The sequence below is a fragment of the Acinetobacter sp. NIPH 2699 genome (assembly GCF_022549355.1).
Classification (GTDB): domain Bacteria; phylum Pseudomonadota; class Gammaproteobacteria; order Pseudomonadales; family Moraxellaceae; genus Acinetobacter.
This window is the reverse complement of sequence record NZ_JAKZGL010000008.1, coordinates 95522-115967: the sequence shown is the minus strand read 5'-3', so window position 1 is coordinate 115967 and position 20446 is coordinate 95522. Positions and strand designations below refer to the sequence as shown.

The window sequence follows — 20446 nt, the reverse complement described above, 5'->3', positions numbered from 1 at the left end:
TCCAATAGAGAGCAGAACTCATATATTAGTTTTACTGATACACATATCAATAAAAACATGATGAAAATGAAATAAATTCATGCTTTTTAGTCAGCTTGTGCTAGTCCTATCCGCTAAGTCGATGTAACATACTCTGTCTTTTTGAAAATACCAGTGATAGGACGTTCATGCGCGAGTATGCTGTTTTTACTTCAGAATCTGTAAGCGAAGGTCATCCAGATAAAATGGCTGACCAAATTAGTGATGCAATCTTAGATGCGATCCTAAAAGAAGACCCGTATGCGCGTGTCGCTTGTGAAACATTAGTAAAAACAGGTGCGGTTGTTCTTGCTGGTGAAATCACAACAACAGCCAATGTCGACTTTGAAGCGATTGTACGTCAGACCGTAAATGGTATTGGCTATCACCACTCTGATTTAGGTTTCGATGGCTCAACTTGTGCCGTGATCAATATGATCGGCAAGCAATCCCCTGAAATTGCCCAAGGTGTTGACCGTCAAAAACCAGAAGATCAAGGTGCAGGCGACCAAGGTTTAATGTTTGGTTATGCCAGCCGCGAAACTGATGTCCTCATGCCTGCTCCAATTTCTTATGCGCATCGTTTAATGGAGCGCCAAGCTGAATTGCGTCGTTCAGGTGCTTTGCCTTGGTTACGTCCAGATGCGAAAAGCCAAGTTACCTTTGCTTATGAAAACGGTATGCCAGTTCGCCTAGATGCTGTGGTATTGTCGACCCAACATGATCCTGAAATATCTCAAATCCAGTTAAAAGAAGCGATCATTGAAGAAATCGTAAAACCGATCATCCCTGCTGAAATGTTCCATGCTGGCACTAAATTCCACATCAATCCAACTGGAATGTTTGTGATTGGTGGTCCAGTGGGTGATTGCGGTTTAACAGGTCGTAAGATTATTGTAGATACTTATGGCGGTATGGCTCGTCATGGTGGCGGTGCTTTCTCTGGTAAAGATCCATCTAAAGTTGACCGCTCTGCTGCTTATGCAGGTCGTTATGTTGCGAAAAATATCGTTGCTGCTGGCTTGGCGGATAAATGTGAAATCCAAGTGAGTTATGCCATCGGGGTTGCTGAACCGACTTCGATTTCGATCAATACATTTAATACGGCCAAAGTATCAGAAGAGTTGATTATTCAACTTGTTCGTGAGCACTTTGACTTACGCCCATATGGCATCACACGTATGTTGAACTTGATTCAACCAATGTATAAGCAAACTGCCGCTTACGGACATTTTGGTCGTGAAGGTTCGGATTCTGCATTTACTTGGGAAAAAACCGATAAGGTTGAAATCTTGAAGGATGCTGCTGGGTTATAATCCCCACGACAACTTCATAGTAAAAGCTCACAGCAACAAAACTGTGGGCTTTTTTTATTTCTACAACGACTTTCTATTATTTTTTAGGATTTATACTCTCATGCTTAAATATCTCAAATAATGAGTTTTTTTGCATCGCTTGATCCTCATGATGTTGCTGTAAATAAATATGCACACCCTTTACAATCACCACAACCACAAAACAGGCTGCAACACAGAGCATCCATAAACCATAAGGGCTACGGATATGTTGAGAGCCACAATAAGGACACGCCTTATCTGTTGATGCAACAACCTTGTCACAACATGCACAATGATATTGAGATAACATCATTTACTCCTCCCACTTATTATTTTTTATTTTCTTCTCACAACAACTTTGTCGTTACAGTTTTATCCTATGAGAAAAAAATCAAGAATACAATCTTGTTTTAGAACCGATACTTTAAAAGTAACACAATTATATGACAGCTAAATGCATTTCTTAGAACAGCTCAGTCACCCCAATAACATGACAATTTTGATCTTTTATAGAATTTGTTAGAATATGATTTTAAAACTACGGAAATATCATCATGACTCAATTGATCAACAAAGGTGGATTCCGTGAACGCGCCAACCGCAGTCGCAAATATAAACACTCAGAAAATGAGATAACAACACTCACTCCTAGTGAATACCAACCTCAAAACAAAGAAAAAGATAAACCGGCTCAAGTTGACCAAAAACATGACCACCCTAAACATGACGCATAAAAAAACACGCTTTTAAAAAGCGTGTTTCTTGATTCATTCTGTCGTGATTAATTTACATCTTTAAATTCAATTTTCTTCTGATCAGGCTTAACTTCACGTGCTTCGCCATCGATAATCGTAGAATCACGATATTGACCACCGCTCTGCTGATTTTGCATTTCCTGCATTTGACGCATCATATCTGCAAAAGGATTCTGCCCAGCAGCACCGCCGCCCATACCACCCATCATTTTTTCCATCATCGCTTGCTGACGTTTTGCCATGGTTTTCATCAAGGCATTACGAAACGCAGTTTGTACAGCGGGGATCAGCACTAAGATTGCAAGAACATCTGAGATCAAACCTGGAATCATCAATAGAAAACCAGACATTGCAAGCGCCAGCTTTTTAGTTACGGCTGGATCACCACCGAGCTGTCCAGTCATTTGCATCTGTTGCAACTGTGGCATGATACTGGATGTACTTGAACGAACTAGATTGAGACCAATAAAAAACGCGAAAATGAACCAAAAGAATACGTACCACATACTCCCTACAAGGTCACCCACGCCGATCCATACTAAAACTTCAGCAATTGTGCCAAATACCACGATAAGAAGTAGATTCATGTCAGAGCTTCGTCTATCTCAGAAAATTGAAAAAATGTGCAGCACAGAGTGTATAAAAGTAAAGCTGGCACAGCAAATAAAAAATCATCGTAAATAAAATGATGGGTGCTTTTTTTGAATTATCAAGGCTGACAGAGCAAGTTATATAAAAAAGCGTTCAATTAAATCCTGTTTAATTGAACGCTACAGCTTCTATTTAGTGATTAACCGCAAGTCGCATGGCTAATCTTTTTAGATTTTGGATCAATTGTTACCGTCACTCGATTTTCACGATAATCCATGGTTACAGGTTGATTCGGTCCAATACTACGAACGATTTCAGATTTCGTTTTTTGCTTGATTTCATCTTCACTCAGTCCAGATTGACCAATTAATTTCTGCGCTTCTTCAGCTAAACACTTAGGCTGGCTTGAGCGAAATAACTCCCATTCTTCGACAACTTGACCATTAGGCAACTTACAATATCCCACCTGACCATTTGCTTCATTTCGGATTTCTAATTGTCCACCCTGTTCAATACAGAATTTACTAGCAGGGTTTGCCATGCCAATTTTTGGTGGCGTAAGTTCTTGATTTGGCATTGATGAACATGCTGCGAGTGATGTCAGGATTAAACCTAAAAATAAAAAGTTTTTCATACGTTTATATTCTTGCAAAAGAATAAAGATAGCAAAAAAAGTGCAATCTTATGTCTATGATTTGAAACACAACTATATTTGTATTGCTGAAAATTTTCTTCAATAAAAAAGCATCCGAAGATGCTTTTCTTTTGCTTATAGACTCGTTGCGATCAAGACCACGAAGCTCACTAATAATGTACCTAAAGAACGTTTACAATTCACATGAACTTCTTTCTCAAACCCTTGAGTATACGGCTCTAAGTTTTCCATAACTTTAATGCTCACAAAATGTACTACGCTTATTAATTTGCCTGCAAAACTTATAAATTGAAATTAGCAAAAAGTCGTAGATCAATTTAGAGCAATATTTTGACCAAATAGTTAATTTATGACAAAAATGAGTACATCATAAAAAAAGCTCACTAACGTGAGCTTTTTTCAAATCATACGACTTGTATTAAGCAACGACAGTAATACCCGTCGCTTGAGGGCCTTTTTTACCGTCAGCAATGGTAAAAGACACGCGTTGACCTTCATGAAGAACTTTAAAACCATCACTTTGGATTTCGCTAAAATGAGCGAAAACGTCTTGTCCAGAATCAGCATGAATGAAACCAAAACCTTTAGTTTCGTTGAACCACTTAACCGTACCAGTCACAGTATTAGACATATCTTTAACCTATTTTTTCAGAAATATTTTAGATGCTTAATAGCAATTAACTTGAAATAATAAACGATGAAACTAAATCTGATAAAACGAAAGGTTTGATTAAACTACGAAATGAAAAGATTTGTTGAATCAACAGTGTTATTCTTCTAGTTGCCTTTAACTATACACCATTTTACTTTTTCTGTGCAACACATCCCCTCTAAACATATCAAAATTATAGATTTTTCAAACCCATATATTTTCCTAGTAAAAACCTATTTCTTTTCAAAAGCTTAAAAGTATTCACTTTAATCATACTTCTTTCAAATATCATCAGACCAAATTTTCATATATTTTTCTAGAATAATACTGTACCTATTTTTAAGACGTAAAAAAGCCCACTTGTGTGAGCTTCTTTTTTACCGAATGACTTCTGTTAGATAACGGTAATGTTTGTAGCTTGTGGTCCTTTTTTACCTTGACCAAGCTCAAACTTAACGCGTTGACCTTCGTGTAAAACTTTAAAACCGCTGCTTTGGATTTCGCTAAAATGAGCAAAAACGTCTTGCCCTGAGTCAGCTTGAATAAAACCAAAACCTTTAGTTTCGTTGAACCACTTTACAGTTCCGTTAACAGTTTCAGACATAAAACCTAAACCTTTAAAATCTTTTGTTAAAAAAAAAGTCAAATTAGAAACACAACTGCTTCTGATTTTAACTCTATCTATTTTGCATAAACAGATACTACAAGCATACCAAATTTTAGGTCAAGCGATATAGCTTATTAACCAAAGTATAGAAACTTTTTCCGTCTTGGTTAAATTCAATTTCTTGATCAGACTTCAAAAACATCTTTTTACCTGCTTTTAGCCATTTGTTGGATAACATTACCGCGTACTTTTATTAACATGATCTATCAGAAAGTACACATGCGCTTTTTTTAGAATGTTATTGGCTACAGCCACGCTTTTAAATTATTCAACATGGGATAATAAGTGAATTCGTGTAGCGAATTCTATAGGTCCAAGCAAACGTGCTATCCTCAGAACAACAGTGTATTCTGGACTTAGAGAAAGGAGTTAAACAACTCAGTGTAGAGTTCTCTTAACTGTTGTTTTCATTACACTCTCCAAATTCCAAGTTAGAAAGTGCCAATCTTATTTAGAATGGAACAAAGTCACAAAAAAAGCCCACGATCGCGGGCTTCTTTTTTAACTAAATATCTGAGTTAGATTACAGAGATACTAGTAGCTTGTGGTCCTTTTTTACCTTGACCAAGGACAAATGAAACGCGTTGGCCTTCGTGTAAAACTTTGAAACCACTGCTTTGGATTTCGCTAAAATGAGCAAAAACATCTTGCCCTGAGTCAGCTTGAATGAAACCAAAACCTTTAGTTTCGTTAAACCACTTCACTGTACCTGTAACTGTATCAGTCATACTTCTAAACCTTGTTCATGTTAATTTATGAGTTCAATCAAAATATTTATATTATGATTGAACTCAATCTATTTGTATTAAATAGATATTTCAAGTGCAAAAAACTACTATGTTAATCGATATAACTGATTAACATCGGTATAAAAGCTTTTACCATCTAAGTTAAAGTCAATTTCTTGACCAGACGGTAATAGTACTTTCTTACCTACTTCCACCCATTTAAAGCCATTCAACGTATTTTGTTGGCGTTTTAAAGGGATGATTTTCACACAAATCTCTTTGCCATTTATAGCTTTGGCTACACGCCATTCATTGATAATTTTTAACACAATATCACTCATTCCTGAGCTCAAATGATCGATTTTGTTTACTACAACGCTAGATAAATGAGAGAGGATAACTACATTTCTAGAATCTAATAATTTTTAGCTTTACTTAGGGTTATTTAAGCTAACTATATTGCTGTCTTTACTTATTCAACAGCAATTTTAAATACATCACAGAGCTAAATTCAATTAACTTTTAATTGGTAGCGGGAGCTGGATTTGAACCAACGACCTTTGGGTTATGAGCCCAACGAGCTACCAGACTGCTCCATCCCGCATCAACATTTGATCTACATATAAGATCAATGAAGTGCTTTATACGCGCTTATATTTCAATAAGCAAGTTAATTACCAATAAAGCTGGATAATACATATTTTATGTTCATTTATTGCACTAATTGTTCAAAACACACACTAATTAATAAAGACACATGAAAGCCATACACAACCGTCATTAATTGATTCAATAAATTCAATTTTTTCACGAACTAAGATTTTGGTTTTTGTATCTAGCCGCAATTTTCCTTTCCGCGATTTGATATTGATAACTATCCGAAGTTATGAATAGATTCATTGAAAGCTGCTGAACTTTTTTATTAAAGACGACAATATCTTAGTCAACGAAATATAAGCCTTGTTCAATAAAACAACTATATCCTTATAATTCAAAATACTACAAAATTATCATGCAGCTAAAAGCGCGTTATGTAACAATATCAATCATCTTTTATTTTTTATAGTGCTTCATGTCACTCATTATTGGTATTGACCCTGGTTCACGTTTAACAGGTTACGGAATTATCGAAAAAGATGGCAACAAGTTACGTTTTGTTGACGCAGGGACTATTCGTACTGAAACACAGGAAATGCCTGAACGCTTAAAACGCATTTTTGCAGGTGTTGAACGTATTGTTAAATTTCATGGACCAACAGAAGCTGCTGTAGAACAAGTCTTTATGGCGCAAAACCCAGACTCAGCTCTAAAGCTTGGTCAAGCGCGTGGTGCAGCGATTGCCGCACTGGTCAATTTAGATTTAAAAGTTGCAGAATATACCGCACGCCAAATTAAACAATCCGTTGTCGGCTATGGTGCTGCGGAAAAAGAACAAGTACAAATGATGGTCATGCGCCTACTCAATTTAAGTATTCAGCCTCAAGCTGATGCTGCTGATGCTCTTGCTGCTGCGATTTGTCATGCACACGCTTCAGGAAGTATGACTAAACTGGCAGTGTTAAATGCTTTAGGTGGTATGGCACGTGGACGGAGTCGTTCAAGCAGTAGACGGCGTTAACCATTCACCACTTTATAAATCATTTTCCCCATTTCATGTGCTTGTAAACCACGCATACCGCTTTCCGCTAAAAGATCACCTGCTTGCGCGTGTAGGCTGACGATTTCATGCAATTTAACATGCTGATGAAACTGTGCTTTTAAGCTGGCAATCATCCCTGCCAAGACATCGCCCATTCCGCCTGTACCCATGCCCGCATTACCTTGGGTACAGATAAATAAGTCATCTTCTAAAATCAAACTACCTGCACCTTTCAGCACCCATTGCCCTGCATATTTTTGTTGTAACTGCTGAATAGCCGCGATTCGATCTTGTTCAATTTCCGCAGCCGTACAGTCCAATAATGTTGCCGCTTCGCCTGAATGCGGTGTGGCATAAATATGAGCATTTAACTGTTGTGGGCACTTTGCCAAAAACCAAAGCCCATCGGCATCGAATACCACTTCTAATTGCGAATTTTGATTAAGTAGATCAAACCATTGCTCAAATATATGTTCGGCCCATTGATCTCGCCCTAAGCCCATACCAAAACAAACAGCATCGACTTGGTTTAATAAGTGCTGAATGGTCTTTTGATCCAGAACATTAATATCTCGAACCATAATATTCGGTGAACGCGACAAAATCGCTTGATGATGTCTGGCATGACACACCACACTGACTTTTCCCGCGCCCGCAGAAAAAGCAGCTTCGGCAGCCATAATAACGGCTCCGCCCATATCTGCATGACCGCCGACCACCAGCACATGCCCATAACTGCCTTTATGACCAAAAGCTTGGCGTTTCGGCAAATTAATTTTCTCAGGTGATAAATACGCGACTGGCTTTAGTTCTTCATCAGTTGGAATCAGACTGACTAACTGCAATTGCCCAACATATTCTTTACCCTGTCCTGTAAACAGTCCTGTCTTATATCCCAGTATGGTAAAAGTCTGATTGGCTTGAATCGCACAAGGTAAAGCCTGCCCTGTATTGGCATGTAGACCGCTAGGAATATCAATTGAGATTTTTACGCCTGTTTGTGCATTAAACAGTTGAATAGTATTTTGCCAGCTTTGATTTAACTCACGATTTAAGCCAATGCCAAATAAAGCATCAATATGGCAATCAAAAATTGGTAAATTTGAATTAACGTCATGTTCAGCTAATAAATAATGAATGGTTTCAATTTCCACCTGATGGGATTGAGCATATTCATAGGCGTATTTTAAATCAACAGATTCGCCTAGATCTGATGAAAACACGGTAACGCTAAAACCCTGTTGCTTTAGAAAAGCAGCAATATAATAACCATCACCTGCGTTGTTGCCTTGACCACACCAAATCGCAATTCTTTGAATGTGATTTTGTAGAAACTGTTTAAGAAGTTGTTGTGTTATTGCCCAAGCAGCTTGTTGCATAAGACCAAGTGAAGAATTTTGCTGAGCAAACCAACGTTGCTCCCATGCTTGAATACTTTGGCTATCATAAACTGGGCTATGGTAAACTGGGCGTTGCATGTTTATACCCCTATTATTGGTTTATGGCTTCTTCCACTGCATCGTCTCAAAAACTGTCTCATAAGATTGGGCTACAACAGTTTGATCCTCAAGAACTTAAAGCATGGATAAAAGCACAAGCTTTGGACTTGGGCTTTGCTGATTGTGTCATTGCTAAACCAGATGCTCAAGATCAAATGCCACGTTTCGAAGAATATTTAAAACGTGGCTATCATGCTGACATGCACTATTTAGAAGAAAACTTAGAAAAACGTGCGAATCCAACCTTACTTGTCCCTGGCACAAAAAGCATTATTTGTGTGCGAATGAACTATCTTGTGGCATCACCAAAGTCCCGTTATGTACCATTTGAACCAAATTCAGCCATCATTGCGCGTTATGCACGTGGACGTGATTACCATAAGATCATGCGTGGACGACTTAAAACCCTAGCAACTCGTATTAAAGAGAAAGTGGGCGATTTTGAGTCACGTCCTTTCGCAGACTCAGCTCCAATTTTTGAAAAATCTTTAGCTGAAAGTGCAGGCATGGGATGGACAGGGAAACATACATTACTAATCCACAAAAAATCAGGTTCTTTCTTTGTCTTAGGTGAGCTATTTACTTCACTTGATCTCCCCTTTGATCAACCTGCCACCGCGCATTGTGGTTCATGTACTGCCTGTATTGATATATGCCCAACGCAAGCCATTGTTGAGCCTTATATGCTCGATGCAAGAAAATGTATTGCTTATTTGACCATTGAATATAAAGGTATTATCCCCGAAGACTTGCGTCAAGGTATTGGTAATCGTATTTTTGGTTGTGATGATTGCCAACTGATTTGTCCGTGGAATAGTTTTGCCAAGATGGCTTCGATTCCAGACTTCGATCCTCGGCATGGTTTAGACAACATCAGCCTACTCGAAATATGGCAATGGGATGAAACAACATTTTTAGCCAATACAGAAGGCAGCCCAATCCGCCGTACGGGCTATCAATCCTTTAAGCGTAATATTGCAATCGGTTTAGGAAATGCGCCATACTCAGCTGAAATCGTAGCCAAATTGCATGAAGCAAAAATATGGCACGATGAGATTGTAAATGTACATATTGATTGGGCAATTCAACAACAATCGCGCCAAGCAATTGTGCATCAAATAGAAAAATGATGTTTTTTGCCCTTTGGCTTTGGCATGATTTCTGTATGATTAATCTCAACAAACGTAATCTATCATCATGGATATAACAATGACTGTACGTAATGACTGGACTCGTGATGAAATCCAAGCCCTATATGATCAACCATTTTTAGACTTAGTATTCGAAGCGCAAGGTGTTCATCGTCAACATTTCCAAGCCAATACGATTCAAGTCAGTACCCTGCTTTCTATTAAAACAGGCAAATGCCCAGAAGACTGTAAGTACTGCTCACAATCAGCTCGTTATGATTCTAAATTAGAAGCTGAAAAGCGTATCGCGGTCGATAAAGTCATTCGTGAAGCACTATCAGCAAAAGAGTCTGGTTCATCTCGTTTCTGTATGGGTGCAGCTTGGCGTAATCCGCATGAGCGTGATATGCCGTATGTATTGGAAATGGTACGTGAAGTCAAAGCACTTGGTTTAGAAACCTGTATGACATTAGGGATGCTCAATCAATCTCAAGCAGAACGCCTAAAAGATGCAGGTTTAGATTATTACAACCACAACCTTGATACATCACGCGAATATTATTCACATATTATTAGTACTCGTACTTTTGATGATCGCCTTGATACCCTTGATCATGTACGTCAAGCAGGCATGAAAGTATGCAGCGGTGGTATTGTTGGTTTAGGTGAAAGCCGCAATGACCGTATTGGTTTATTGCATGAACTTGCAACTATGCCTGTCCATCCTGAGTCCGTGCCAATTAACATGCTGGTACCAATCGAAGGCACACCACTTGCCGATGTTGAAAAACTGGATGTTACCGAATGGATACGCACAATCGCTGTTGCACGTATCATCATGCCACATAGTTATATTCGTTTATCTGCTGGTCGTGAGTCTTTAAGTGATTCTGATCAAGCACTGGCATTTATGGCTGGCGCGAATTCGTTATTCTCTGGTGAAAAGCTCTTAACCACACCAAACGCGGGTGAAGGTAAAGACCAAGTTTTATTTGCCAAACTCGGTTTAACCGCTGAAAAACCGAAGCCAACGGTTGTAGAACTCTCTGTCGATGCCATGAGCGCATAAACAAAAAAAGCCTTGTCACTCGACAAGGCTTTTTTCTAAACAAAATATAAATAGCGTTAAATTGATGTGACCAATATGCCGTATTTGGCATTTAAAAACATGCCTATTCGGATGATATCCACACCTGCTGCATGGGTAACAGACAACTCTTGCGTATGTACATCAAAATGAAATGAGTCAAAGATCTCTTGATGATGCATCAACCATAAAAGAGTATCGCCAATACTTTCATCTACGGTATAGGTTTCTGAGTTAAAGTCTTTATCCATAGCACATTCTGATCACTTGATTAGATGGATGTATAATAACCAATAACGGACTTTAAATCAGCTTGATAAAAACACTGAGTTAAATGATCCAGAACTCAGTGTATCAAAGATGAATTTACTCTTACCTATAAGATTAAGCCGCTTGTGGGCTGACAATAATTTGCCCCCCTTTCAAACTGGCAACAGCTTTTGGATTAAATTCTAGACTCAGTACGTGATTATCTAAATGCACATGGTAAGCACGAATCAATGCTTGCTGTCCTTCATCAGTTTCAAGTACATATTCATCTGCAATATTCAAAATACCTTCCAAATTTGTTGTACTGGAAGCTCGATCATGACCAAATAGATCATAAATCGTTTGTAAATTAAAACTGGTACGCTGCTCTGTAGAATGACTTTTTAGATAGCCTTCTAAAAACAGGACAAATTTATGAGCAAAGAAATAGTAATTTGGTTTATGGGTATAAAGCATGTTCATCGAAATCTCCTTATTGGTGTTTTTACCATCAGACCATGCTTAAAAACTAAGCTCCCAATCTTAAGAAATTCTTAAAACCAATTAAGCATTTTTGTTAATGCCGAACTTTTTTGACTCAAAATTCAAAAAACTGTCTCAACACTTAATATTTGTCATAAAAAATTCATATAAAAAAAGCTTAATTTTGAACAAAAAATAAACATTTACTCAATTTTTACTTAAAAAAATTAATGGTTTTTTGCATGATTTTTCACAAAACTAACAAATAAGATTAATTTTTCTAATAAAAAGATAAAAATAAACAGGGACTTACTTAGGAATTGTATAATATATGATTAATAAATTTATTTTTGTGACGGAGTTTGCATTTTTTTTAATAACTGGTATATTTCGCTCATTACTTGTTCGGCGCAAAAATAACCTGAAAAAGTAATCTAATTCAATTTTTTAGCTGATGTATTCGAGATATTATTATGAAAAAACTTGCTTTGATCGCTACACTTTCAGTTGTAGGTATTGCTAATGCACAAGCTGCTGATGGTACTATTACAATCAATGGTTTAGTTACTGACAAAACTTGTAACATCGTTACTCCAGCGGGTAAAGATTTTATCGTTACTCTTCCAACAGTTTCTAGACAGACTCTAGCAAATGCTGGCGATGTTGCAGGTCGTACTCCTTTCCAAATCAACTTAGAAGATTGTTCAGAAGGTAAAGTTGCTACTTACTTCGAGCCAGGCGCAACTGTTGATTTCAATACAGGTCGTTTAATCAACCAAGCTGCAGCTGGTGCACAAAACGTTGATATCCAATTATTAGGTAACAACAACCAAGTAATTCCAGTGCTCGCTGCTGGCGCTACAGGTGCTCAAACTAACTCTCAGTGGGTTGATGTTGTTGAAGGCGGTAGCGCTGATTTGAACTACTATGCTGAATACTACGCTACTGGCGCATCTACTGCTGGTGAAGTAACAACTTCAGTACAATACACAATTATTTATCAATAATTTTTGATATCAGGGTTTCTATGTTTTAGAGCATAGAAACTCTTTTCACTTTTAAATTCATCTGTCTTTTTTGAGAATGTTGCACATGTCATTTAGCGGTTGTAAATTTTTGTCTGGTTTAGCACTTTGTTCTGTGATGGCAACTGCCGCACACGCAGAAATGATCATTCATGGCACACGGGTTATTTACCCTTCTGATGCTCGTGAAGTAACCTTACAACTTAGCAATAATGGCGCTAAACCTGCACTTGTCCAAGCGTGGATTGATGAAGGTGATCCGAAAAGTACACCTGACCAATCAAAAGTACCTTTCATGATCACGCCTCCGATTTCGCGTGTGGAAGCATCGAAAAGCCAAACGCTTCGTATCACAGCGTTGCCTAGTGCTTCGCAGTTAAATCAACAACAAGAAACTGTACTTTGGTTAAATGTTTTAGATATCCCACCTAGTCCAACAGGTAAAGGGAATGAAGCTGTTCCAGATAATTTCTTGCAACTTGCAATTCGTTCACGAATTAAGTTTTTTTATCGACCAGCAAGTATTAAAGAAGATGCCAACTTAGCGGCTGATAAACTGCAATGGCAAAAATCTGGTCAAAGCCTTGTCATTAAAAATCCGACTCCCTTCCACATTACTATGACTTCAATTTTCCAAGTCAATGGTGATAAAAAAGTCGATTTATTACCTCAGGGTCTCATGTTAAAGCCTTTTTCTGAAGATCGCGTTCAACTGAAAAACACGAATACTGAGAAGATGAGTTTTATCAATGTAAATGATTATGGCGGACGTGTCGAAAGGCCAATCAAATTCCAATAATCATTCTTCACTTAAATAACCAATAATTTTAAGTACCTATACCATATAGGCGATTTTTATCATGTCTAAACAGCACGCACCACATAGATTATTAAAGCGTCATATTTGTTTTTACCTTGCATCTGGCATGGTCAGTATGACTGTGCCTGTTATGGTCTATGCAGACGAACCCGCACACAAAAATGCGATGGAAGCTGAGTTTAACTCTTCTTTTTTAATCGGTGATGCGCAAAAGATTGATATTTCGCGTTTTAAATATGGTAACCCCGTTTTAGCTGGTGAATATAACGTCGATGTATATATCAATGGCCAATGGTTCGGAAAACGCCGAATGGTGTTTAAAGCAGTTGATCCAAAACAAAATGCGATCACATGCTTTAACTCAGGTGCCCTACTTGAATACGGTGTAAAACAAGATATTCTTGCTCAGCAACAATCCGCTTTGTCACAAAATAGTTGTCTAAAAATAGATGAATGGATTGAGGATGCCTATTATGATTTTGATACTTCAAAATTACGTGTAGATATTTCTATTCCCCAAGTTGCATTACAAAAAAATGCGCAAGGATATGTCGATCCAAGTATTTGGGATCGTGGTATCAATGCCGGTTTCTTATCTTATAGCGGTACTGCTTATAAGACATTCAATCGTAGCAATGACAATAAAGAAACAACCAATGCATTCATGGCCTTGACTGCTGGAGCCAATATAGCAGGTTGGCAATTACGCCATAATGGTCAATGGCAATGGAAAGACCGACCAAATGAAGATGAAAAGAAATCAAATTATCAAACCACAAGTACCTATTTACAGCGAGCTTTCCCACAATATCGAAGCGTTTTAACACTGGGCGATAGTTTTACCAATGGTGAAATTTTTGATTCATTTGGGTATCGTGGTGTCGATTTTTCTAGTGATGACCGTATGTTACCAAATAGTATGTTGGGCTATGCACCACGTATTCGTGGTAATGCTAAAACCAATGCTAAGGTAGAGGTTCGTCAACAAGGTCAATTAATCTATCAAACCACTGTATCACCAGGAAGTTTTGAAATTAATGATCTTTATCCAACAGGCTTTGGTGGTGAACTCGAAGTTTCGGTCATTGAATCTAGCGGTGAAATACAAAGATTTGCAATTCCATATGCTTCAGTCGTACAAATGCTACGTCCAGGCATGAGCAGATATTCAGTCACTGCAGGTGAATTCCGTGATCGAGATATTGATTTAGACCCTTGGGTTGTACAAGGTAAATATCAACGCGGTATCAACAACTACCTAACGGGCTATACGGGTTTTCAAGCAACTGAAAAATACGCTTCAGCATTAGTCGGTACTGCTTTTGCAACACCGATTGGTGCGATTTCACTTGATGTAACGCATTCTGAAGCTGATTTTGAAAACAAAGAATCGCAATCAGGTCAAAGTTATCGTCTCAGTTATAGTAAGTTAATTGCACCAACAAGTACTAACCTAACCTTAGCAGCCTATCGCTACTCGACCGAAAATTACTATAAATTACGTGATGCGCTATTAATTCGCGATTTAGAACAAAAAGGTATGAACAGCTTCGCCGTTGGTAAACAACGTAGTGAATTCCAAATTACCTTGAATCAGGGGCTACCTGATGGTTGGGGTAACTTCTACATGGTCGGTTCATGGGTGGATTATTGGAATCGCAAGGAAAGTGGCGAGCAATATCAAATTGGTTATAGCAATAATTACCACGGTTTGACTTATGGTTTATCTGCAACCAATCGTCAAATTGACTATGGTTCAAATAATCAAACACGTGATACCGAATATTTGATGACACTTTCATTCCCATTGAGCTTTAAAAAGCATTCAATGAATGTCAATGCAAACGCATCACAAAACAACCGTACTGTTGGTGTCAGTGGCACAGTAGGAGATCGCTTTAGTTATGGTTCATCTATGTCCCACCAAGACTATAACAGCCCTACTCTAAACGTGAATGCACGATACCGTACCAATTATACAACCGTCGGTGGTTCATACAGTATTGCTGATGCATATCAACAAGCAATGGTTAGCCTCACAGGTAATATTGTCGCACATCGTGATGGTGTTTTATTTGGCCCTGAACAAGGTCAAACCATGGTACTTGTTTATGCGCCTGATGCTGCTGGTGCAAAAGTGAATAATACAACTGGTTTAACAGTAAATAAGGATGGCTATGCTGTTATTCCTTACGTTACTCCATATCGTTTAAATGATATCACTTTAGATCCGCAAGAAATGTCGACTCATGTTGAGTTAGAAGAAACCAGTCAGCGTATTGCTCCGTTTGCAGGTGCAATCACAAAAGTCGATTTTTCTACCAAAACAGGTTATGCCATTTATATCGCTGCAAAAACTGCAACAGGTGAAAGTCTTCCATTTGCGGCACAAGTGTTTGATCAAAACAATGAAGCAGTTGGTATCGTCGCTCAAGGCAGCATGGTTTATTTGCGTACACCTAAAGCACAAGATCACCTATATGTAAAATGGGGTGAAGATAGCGCTGAACAATGTGAAATTACCTATGATGTAACAGCACAACTTGCGCAAGATCAACAAAGTTTAATAATGACTGAGGCGGTTTGTAAATGAAAAAATTACTCTTAAACAGTGTTTTGCTTACCGCAGGTCTTGGTTTGTATGGTGAGGCAAATGCAGCTTGTTCAACGAGCCCAGGCTTTACCACTATTGATGTCTCTATGCAAGTTGGGCGTGTTGTTGTTCGACCAAGTGACCCCGTTGGAAAAGTCTTGGTTAAATCACTTTTCGAGATTCGCCCAAACGACAGAACGACATATACTTGCAGTCGTAGTGATATGATGGTTGCACGATTATTACAAAATTATGCAATTAGCCCACTTGGTAATAATATTTATTCTACTAATATCCCGGGGATCGGAATTCGCCTTTATCGAGAAGCTTTTAATGCAACGAACTTCTCGGGATATTATCCGTATACAGCCCCTGTACCAGGTACGAATATTAGACTTGCTGAAGGCTATTTTGTTGTTGAAATTGTTAAAACAGCAGAAAATACTGGGTCTGGAACATTAGTCCCTGGTGTTTATAGTACATACTACGCAGGAAATCGAAGTGATCGTCCTTTCTTAACAAGTACAGTTTATGGAAATGCAATCACCATTGCATCTTCTTCTTGCGAATGGCGGGGTAATATTAATAAAGCTGTCACACTGCCAACTGTAACAAAATCAGGCTTTACTGGTGTGGGATCAACACAAGGAGAACAAAGCTTCGATTTAAATATTCTTTGTAATGGTGGTGAAAATCAAACTGGTTACGAGGAAAAGAATTTAATCAGTTTAAGTTTTGATTATCAGCAAGAAGGTACTAACACAAAGGTTTTGAAAAACCTTGAGCCAAATGCAACCAAAGCAAATGGTGTGGGCGTTCAACTTGTATGGAATTATCAGAATAAAAATCAAGTTATTGGGCTTGGCGACAAACTAGAATTAGGAACAGTGAAATCTAATCAAACTATTGAATACAATGTTCCACTTACTGCTCGCTATTACCAAACAAATACCAATGTAACAGCTGGTAAAGTTCGTGCGATGGCAACAGTGACTATTGAATACGACTAATTTTTCAAGAGACCTCCTTTAAAACAGGAGGTCTTTTTTTATAAAAATTAAACTAAAGATCTTGAAATTTTCATTTTGTAAAAAATTCAAACTCATTAAGAAGTATGAACTTTTAAGTTTTATTTTAAAAAATTTTTAAACCACTTAACTTATAGGAACCATCAATGAAAAAAATTGGCATATTGACGCTTAGCTTAGCCCTGCTTGGCTGTGGTGAAAATCAAAATAACTCACAAAGCGACACGACTCCCCAATCTAGAGGTGCAACATCAACAAGCTTAAGTTTACGCAGTCTAAACCAGAGCCAGACATGTCAATATAACTTTGATGCCACACAAGAAGATTATGATAATTTATGGAACAATCAAAATTCAGATTATCTGATGGGTATATTTCCAAACATCAATGGGCAGAAGTTTAGCTTAACTGTTGCTCCTCCATATTTTTCAATTAATGACCCTGAGTATGGTACTTTTAATTATTTACAATACTTAGCTACCAGTAAAGCAAGGTTTTATTCGGCAATAAATTCTCCATATTTTCCATACTTGCAAGATGGTTTAGGTGATTTCAACTTACCAGCAACAGGGATTCTTGCACTGGAAATGCAGCTCGATATCCCTGGTGCTCCTCTTAATGGTGGTTACTATGGAAAGCCAGGTTCATCTTATTTCTCAGATATTAATTTTAATGGAATCACAGAGAATGGGTATGTTGTAAGGTCAGGATATAGCTTCATGGCAGGTAGCGCTGATCCTGATTTTGGAGAAAACCCACCATCTGTATTATTTATGCTGAGTTACCCAAATAGCGATGATACTGAGTATACTTCAGTTGCCTATTACTACAATAAAATGACCGACTATCAAAGCAAATATCATCGTTTAGGTATCTATATCAACCAAAATACTAAACAGGTCGGTTTTATTATCAATGGTGTTGATCAGGGGTATCAAGGAACACTCCCTGCTCCATTGAAAAATATAGGTTTTGATATTCGTAGCTCGGTTGGTTCTGATAAAGATGGTACATTCTCAGACAAACTTGCAGGGTTAGAGTTTTCATCCGAGCTGATCACTGACCGCAATGCCCTACAGTTCACTTACCCCCAAGGTACGACTGACATCTGTGGTAATAATATTTAAGTCATAAAAACTTAAACCCAATCTTAAGATTGGGTTTTTTACATTAATCTTAAGCGTTATATTTCATTATTTTTATAACTATCAATTAAAACCCCTTATAAAACCAAAAATTCACAATAAAAATAGAATTTGTGATGTAGTTATCACAACAAAAAAATAGACTAAACTATCAATAAAAAGATAAAACCAAAACCACATCACATTTAAAAAATTAATTTAATCAATATTTTATTTCGATATTGCCTTCATAATAATTTCCATGTTAATTAATAATATATACATAGATAAAAGGAAATAATCATGTATAAAAAATCATATAAACTATTATTAGTATTCTCATTGATATCAATTTCGACAATCAGCTTTGCAACGGGAACCATTCACATTAACGGCAATATTGTTGAAGATACATGTACAACCCATCACCACAACCCTGATTGTGAGCGAATTAACGAATTATTTAAGAAAATAAATAACCAATCAACATCTTTGGATGATTTAAATAATCAATCACAGAAAAACAGTATAACTGAAATCAAAGTAGAGCCCCTACCCGATGAAAGGAGTGCAGTGATTATCGCGAGTTATTACTAAAGCAGAGGTTTAAATCATTATTTAAAATTGACATGTGCTATTAAAAATAACATCTTAGCTTGATTTAATAGCACATCAATCAAATCATAAATATTTTCTGTTATTCATATAATCTTCAAAAGGCTAAAATTTAATAAAAAGCTTATGTGAATACTATAAGTCAGATGTTCAAACTCAAAATTTTGTTTAAAAATAAAATTTGATCAATCAAAATCGAAACCGACCAATTGAGATTTTTTCCAATGTTCATTCAGCCGTTCTAAAATTTTTACTTTTGATAAGCCCTCTTCTACATAAAACAGACGAGTCTCTTTATCTTTCTTTAACAGCATTAAATTGTAATTGATCAGGCTCTTCTTCATGGTCAAAGTGAAATCCCTGTTTGAGTGGTCAACCAAGTCCTGCTCTGCCTTTCTCACATCATCATGCTGAATCACCCAATTTAACTGCACAGGATCATTTAATTCGGCTGGCAGTACAAGAACCTCACCATCTTTAAACCCACCTAGATATGCTATTTTCATATTTTTCTCTTTTTGTTTTGTTGTTCATATATTTATTAAATCATAAAACCATTCAACAGCAAATCAAAGATAGATAAGCGATAAACATTGAACCGTCCTGACCGAATCGGATCAATGTCCCAAGATAAAATGAAATTTGGATGGCTTGAAAATGATCAAAACTGCACAATATTATCTTTACTCAACACATGAACATCAGATAGAATCAGCTCAGTTTTGATTTTACACACTATTTTTAGTGGTTTGATAAAATCATCTGCTTGTAATTTAAGTTAAATTTGACTAAGATCAGGCAACAATAAATCATAGAAAATATGATTTAATTTTATAGGGCCTATAGCTCAGTTGGTTAGAGCAGCGGACTCATAATCCGTTGGTCCCGTGTTCAAGTCACGGTGGGCCCACCAAATATTAAACCCTCTAAGCCATGCGTTTAGAGGGTTTTTCTATTTTATCTCCTGCCTATTATTGGATTTCATTAGCCAATTACATCAACAAATCCTAAATATTCGGATATATATTTTCTTCCAAACTCATATTACACTGCTGACACGAAACTGTAATGATGATAACCATGAGAAAAATTTTAGGAAAATCTATATTTAAAGCAACAGGTTGGGAATACAACGTTGATCCAACAATTTTAGAAAAGAAGCAAGTTATCATTGGCTTTGAACACTCCTCCAACCTAGACACTATCCTATCTCTTGCTTTATTTGAAATTTTAGAACTAAAAATCCATACTTTAATCAAAAAAGAACTCTTTAAAGGTCCTTTAAAACCAGTCTTGAAACGTCTCGGTGGGATTGCCGTCGATCGTAAAGCCAGCAAAGATATCGTGACGCAAATGGTTGATCTTTTTAACCAGAACGACAGCTTCAATCTTGTGATCGCACCAGAAGCCACGCGTGCTAAAAGCAGCCAAGAACGCAAACCCATTCGTACGGGCTTTTGGCACATTGCAAAAGCAGCCAATGTACCGATTATTTTGATGTATGCTAACCCTCGTACCAAGCAAGGTGGAATTTTAGGCAAAATTTATCCAACCGACCTACAACAAGATTTAGAACAGATTAAAGCACTTTATGCTGAATATGGAATAGACGTAAAAACTAGCTAAGTAAAAGCACTTATTTGATCAATCTTTGAAGGTTGAGCAAGATTTTCAATTTGAATATAGGGTCCGAGAGTTTTCAACAAAACCTTCGCTATGCTAATATTCCCCACACTTTTTGAGTTTTAATT

Annotated in this window: 23 protein-coding genes, 2 tRNA genes and 1 pseudogene; 13 read left to right on the top strand and 13 right to left on the bottom strand. The window is 37.3% G+C overall.

Annotated features, from left to right (window positions below; translation table 11 throughout):
* Nucleotides 1-167 precede the first annotated feature (167 nt).
* Nucleotides 168-1334, top strand: coding sequence for a methionine adenosyltransferase (metK, locus tag MMP72_RS09920; protein ID WP_241316846.1), 1167 nt, complete (start codon nt 168-170; stop codon nt 1332-1334).
* 76 nt (nt 1335-1410) lie between these two features.
* Here metK and MMP72_RS09915 read toward each other — a convergent pair whose 3' ends face one another.
* Complete coding sequence (locus MMP72_RS09915) at nt 1411-1665, bottom strand: hypothetical protein (RefSeq protein ID WP_241316910.1); 255 nt, start codon at nt 1663-1665, stop codon at nt 1411-1413.
* 244 nt (nt 1666-1909) lie between these two features.
* Between MMP72_RS09915 and MMP72_RS09910 the strand changes: the two genes are divergently transcribed.
* The gene (locus MMP72_RS09910) at nt 1910-2089 is read left to right on the top strand and encodes a hypothetical protein (protein ID WP_241316844.1); all 180 of its coding nucleotides are present in this window, start codon (nt 1910-1912) and stop codon (nt 2087-2089) included.
* 47 nt (nt 2090-2136) lie between these two features.
* On the opposite strand, the gene MMP72_RS09905 is transcribed toward MMP72_RS09910, so the two are convergent.
* From MMP72_RS09905 to MMP72_RS09870, 8 genes and pseudogenes are all read right to left on the bottom strand, one after another.
* Nucleotides 2137-2697, bottom strand: a complete 561-nt coding sequence (locus tag MMP72_RS09905) for an FxsA family protein (protein WP_241316842.1) — start codon at nt 2695-2697, stop codon at nt 2137-2139.
* A gap of 203 nt (nt 2698-2900) precedes the next feature.
* Nucleotides 2901-3335 (bottom strand): I78 family peptidase inhibitor, encoded by a 435-nt coding sequence (locus MMP72_RS09900; protein ID WP_241316840.1) that lies wholly within the window; start codon nt 3333-3335, stop codon nt 2901-2903.
* A gap of 439 nt (nt 3336-3774) precedes the next feature.
* Nucleotides 3775-3987, bottom strand: a complete 213-nt coding sequence (locus tag MMP72_RS09895; RefSeq protein ID WP_241316838.1) for a cold-shock protein — start codon at nt 3985-3987, stop codon at nt 3775-3777.
* Between the two features lie 415 nt (nt 3988-4402).
* Nucleotides 4403-4612, bottom strand: a complete 210-nt coding sequence (locus tag MMP72_RS09890; protein WP_004670776.1) for a cold-shock protein — start codon at nt 4610-4612, stop codon at nt 4403-4405.
* Nucleotides 4613-4727: 115 nt separating this feature from the next.
* Nucleotides 4728-4841: pseudogene (locus tag MMP72_RS09885) on the bottom strand (transposase); the annotation flags it as partial.
* Between the two features lie 352 nt (nt 4842-5193).
* Nucleotides 5194-5403 carry a cold-shock protein gene (locus MMP72_RS09880; RefSeq protein ID WP_241316836.1) on the bottom strand — a complete coding sequence of 70 codons (210 nt, stop codon included), beginning with the start codon at nt 5401-5403 and terminating at the stop codon, nt 5194-5196.
* A 107-nt stretch (nt 5404-5510) separates the two neighbouring features.
* Nucleotides 5511-5744 (bottom strand): transposase, encoded by a 234-nt coding sequence (locus MMP72_RS09875; RefSeq protein WP_241316834.1) that lies wholly within the window; start codon nt 5742-5744, stop codon nt 5511-5513.
* A gap of 186 nt (nt 5745-5930) precedes the next feature.
* Nucleotides 5931-6007: transfer RNA gene (locus MMP72_RS09870), tRNA-Met, on the bottom strand.
* A 468-nt stretch (nt 6008-6475) separates the two neighbouring features.
* On the opposite strand from MMP72_RS09870, the gene ruvC reads away from it, so the two are divergent.
* Entirely contained in the window at nt 6476-7021 is a 546-nt protein-coding gene (gene ruvC, locus MMP72_RS09865; RefSeq protein WP_004670772.1) for a crossover junction endodeoxyribonuclease RuvC, read from the top strand.
* On the opposite strand, the gene MMP72_RS09860 is transcribed toward ruvC, so the two are convergent.
* A complete protein-coding gene (locus MMP72_RS09860; protein ID WP_241316832.1) occupies nt 7018-8520 on the bottom strand; it encodes an NAD(P)H-hydrate dehydratase in 1503 nt (500 codons plus the stop codon). The genes ruvC and MMP72_RS09860 overlap by 4 nt on opposite strands.
* 23 nt (nt 8521-8543) lie before the next feature.
* Between MMP72_RS09860 and queG the strand changes: the two genes are divergently transcribed.
* Complete coding sequence (queG, locus tag MMP72_RS09855; RefSeq protein ID WP_241316830.1) at nt 8544-9671, top strand: tRNA epoxyqueuosine(34) reductase QueG; 1128 nt, start codon at nt 8544-8546, stop codon at nt 9669-9671.
* Nucleotides 9672-9750: 79 nt separating this feature from the next.
* Nucleotides 9751-10740: a biotin synthase BioB gene (gene bioB / locus MMP72_RS09850; RefSeq protein ID WP_241316828.1), complete on the top strand. Its 990-nt coding sequence runs from the start codon at nt 9751-9753 to the stop codon at nt 10738-10740.
* Between the two features lie 56 nt (nt 10741-10796).
* Here the strand turns inward: bioB and MMP72_RS09845 are convergent, their stop codons facing one another.
* Together MMP72_RS09845 and MMP72_RS09840 are read right to left on the bottom strand one after the other, a co-directional pair.
* Nucleotides 10797-11009 (bottom strand): hypothetical protein, encoded by a 213-nt coding sequence (locus tag MMP72_RS09845; RefSeq protein ID WP_241316826.1) that lies wholly within the window; start codon nt 11007-11009, stop codon nt 10797-10799.
* Between the two features lie 133 nt (nt 11010-11142).
* The gene (locus tag MMP72_RS09840) at nt 11143-11490 is read right to left on the bottom strand and encodes a hypothetical protein (protein ID WP_241316825.1); all 348 of its coding nucleotides are present in this window, start codon (nt 11488-11490) and stop codon (nt 11143-11145) included.
* A 473-nt stretch (nt 11491-11963) separates the two neighbouring features.
* On the opposite strand from MMP72_RS09840, the gene MMP72_RS09835 reads away from it, so the two are divergent.
* The 6 genes from MMP72_RS09835 to MMP72_RS09810 all read left to right on the top strand — a co-directional run bounded on the left by MMP72_RS09835 (nt 11964) and on the right by MMP72_RS09810 (nt 18677).
* Nucleotides 11964-12497: a fimbrial protein gene (locus MMP72_RS09835; protein WP_241316823.1), complete on the top strand. Its 534-nt coding sequence runs from the start codon at nt 11964-11966 to the stop codon at nt 12495-12497.
* An 85-nt stretch (nt 12498-12582) separates the two neighbouring features.
* Nucleotides 12583-13314 (top strand): fimbria/pilus periplasmic chaperone, encoded by a 732-nt coding sequence (locus MMP72_RS09830; protein WP_241316822.1) that lies wholly within the window; start codon nt 12583-12585, stop codon nt 13312-13314.
* 61 nt (nt 13315-13375) lie between these two features.
* Complete coding sequence (locus MMP72_RS09825) at nt 13376-15928, top strand: fimbria/pilus outer membrane usher protein (protein ID WP_241316820.1); 2553 nt, start codon at nt 13376-13378, stop codon at nt 15926-15928.
* Nucleotides 15925-16938, top strand: coding sequence for a fimbrial protein (locus MMP72_RS09820; RefSeq protein WP_241316818.1), 1014 nt, complete (start codon nt 15925-15927; stop codon nt 16936-16938). Before MMP72_RS09825 ends, MMP72_RS09820 begins: the two co-directional genes overlap by 4 nt.
* 164 nt (nt 16939-17102) lie before the next feature.
* Nucleotides 17103-18083, top strand: coding sequence for a DUF4882 family protein (locus tag MMP72_RS09815; protein ID WP_241316816.1), 981 nt, complete (start codon nt 17103-17105; stop codon nt 18081-18083).
* 300 nt (nt 18084-18383) lie between these two features.
* A complete protein-coding gene (locus MMP72_RS09810) occupies nt 18384-18677 on the top strand; it encodes a type 1 fimbrial protein (RefSeq protein WP_241316813.1) in 294 nt (97 codons plus the stop codon).
* Between the two features lie 203 nt (nt 18678-18880).
* Here the strand turns inward: MMP72_RS09810 and MMP72_RS09805 are convergent, their stop codons facing one another.
* Nucleotides 18881-19201: a hypothetical protein gene (locus MMP72_RS09805; RefSeq protein WP_130161338.1), complete on the bottom strand. Its 321-nt coding sequence runs from the start codon at nt 19199-19201 to the stop codon at nt 18881-18883.
* 330 nt (nt 19202-19531) lie between these two features.
* On the opposite strand from MMP72_RS09805, the gene MMP72_RS09800 reads away from it, so the two are divergent.
* Nucleotides 19532-19608: transfer RNA gene (locus MMP72_RS09800), tRNA-Ile, on the top strand.
* 155 nt (nt 19609-19763) lie between these two features.
* Entirely contained in the window at nt 19764-20321 is a 558-nt protein-coding gene (locus MMP72_RS09795) for a 1-acyl-sn-glycerol-3-phosphate acyltransferase (protein ID WP_241316811.1), read from the top strand.
* Nucleotides 20322-20446 lie beyond the last annotated feature (125 nt).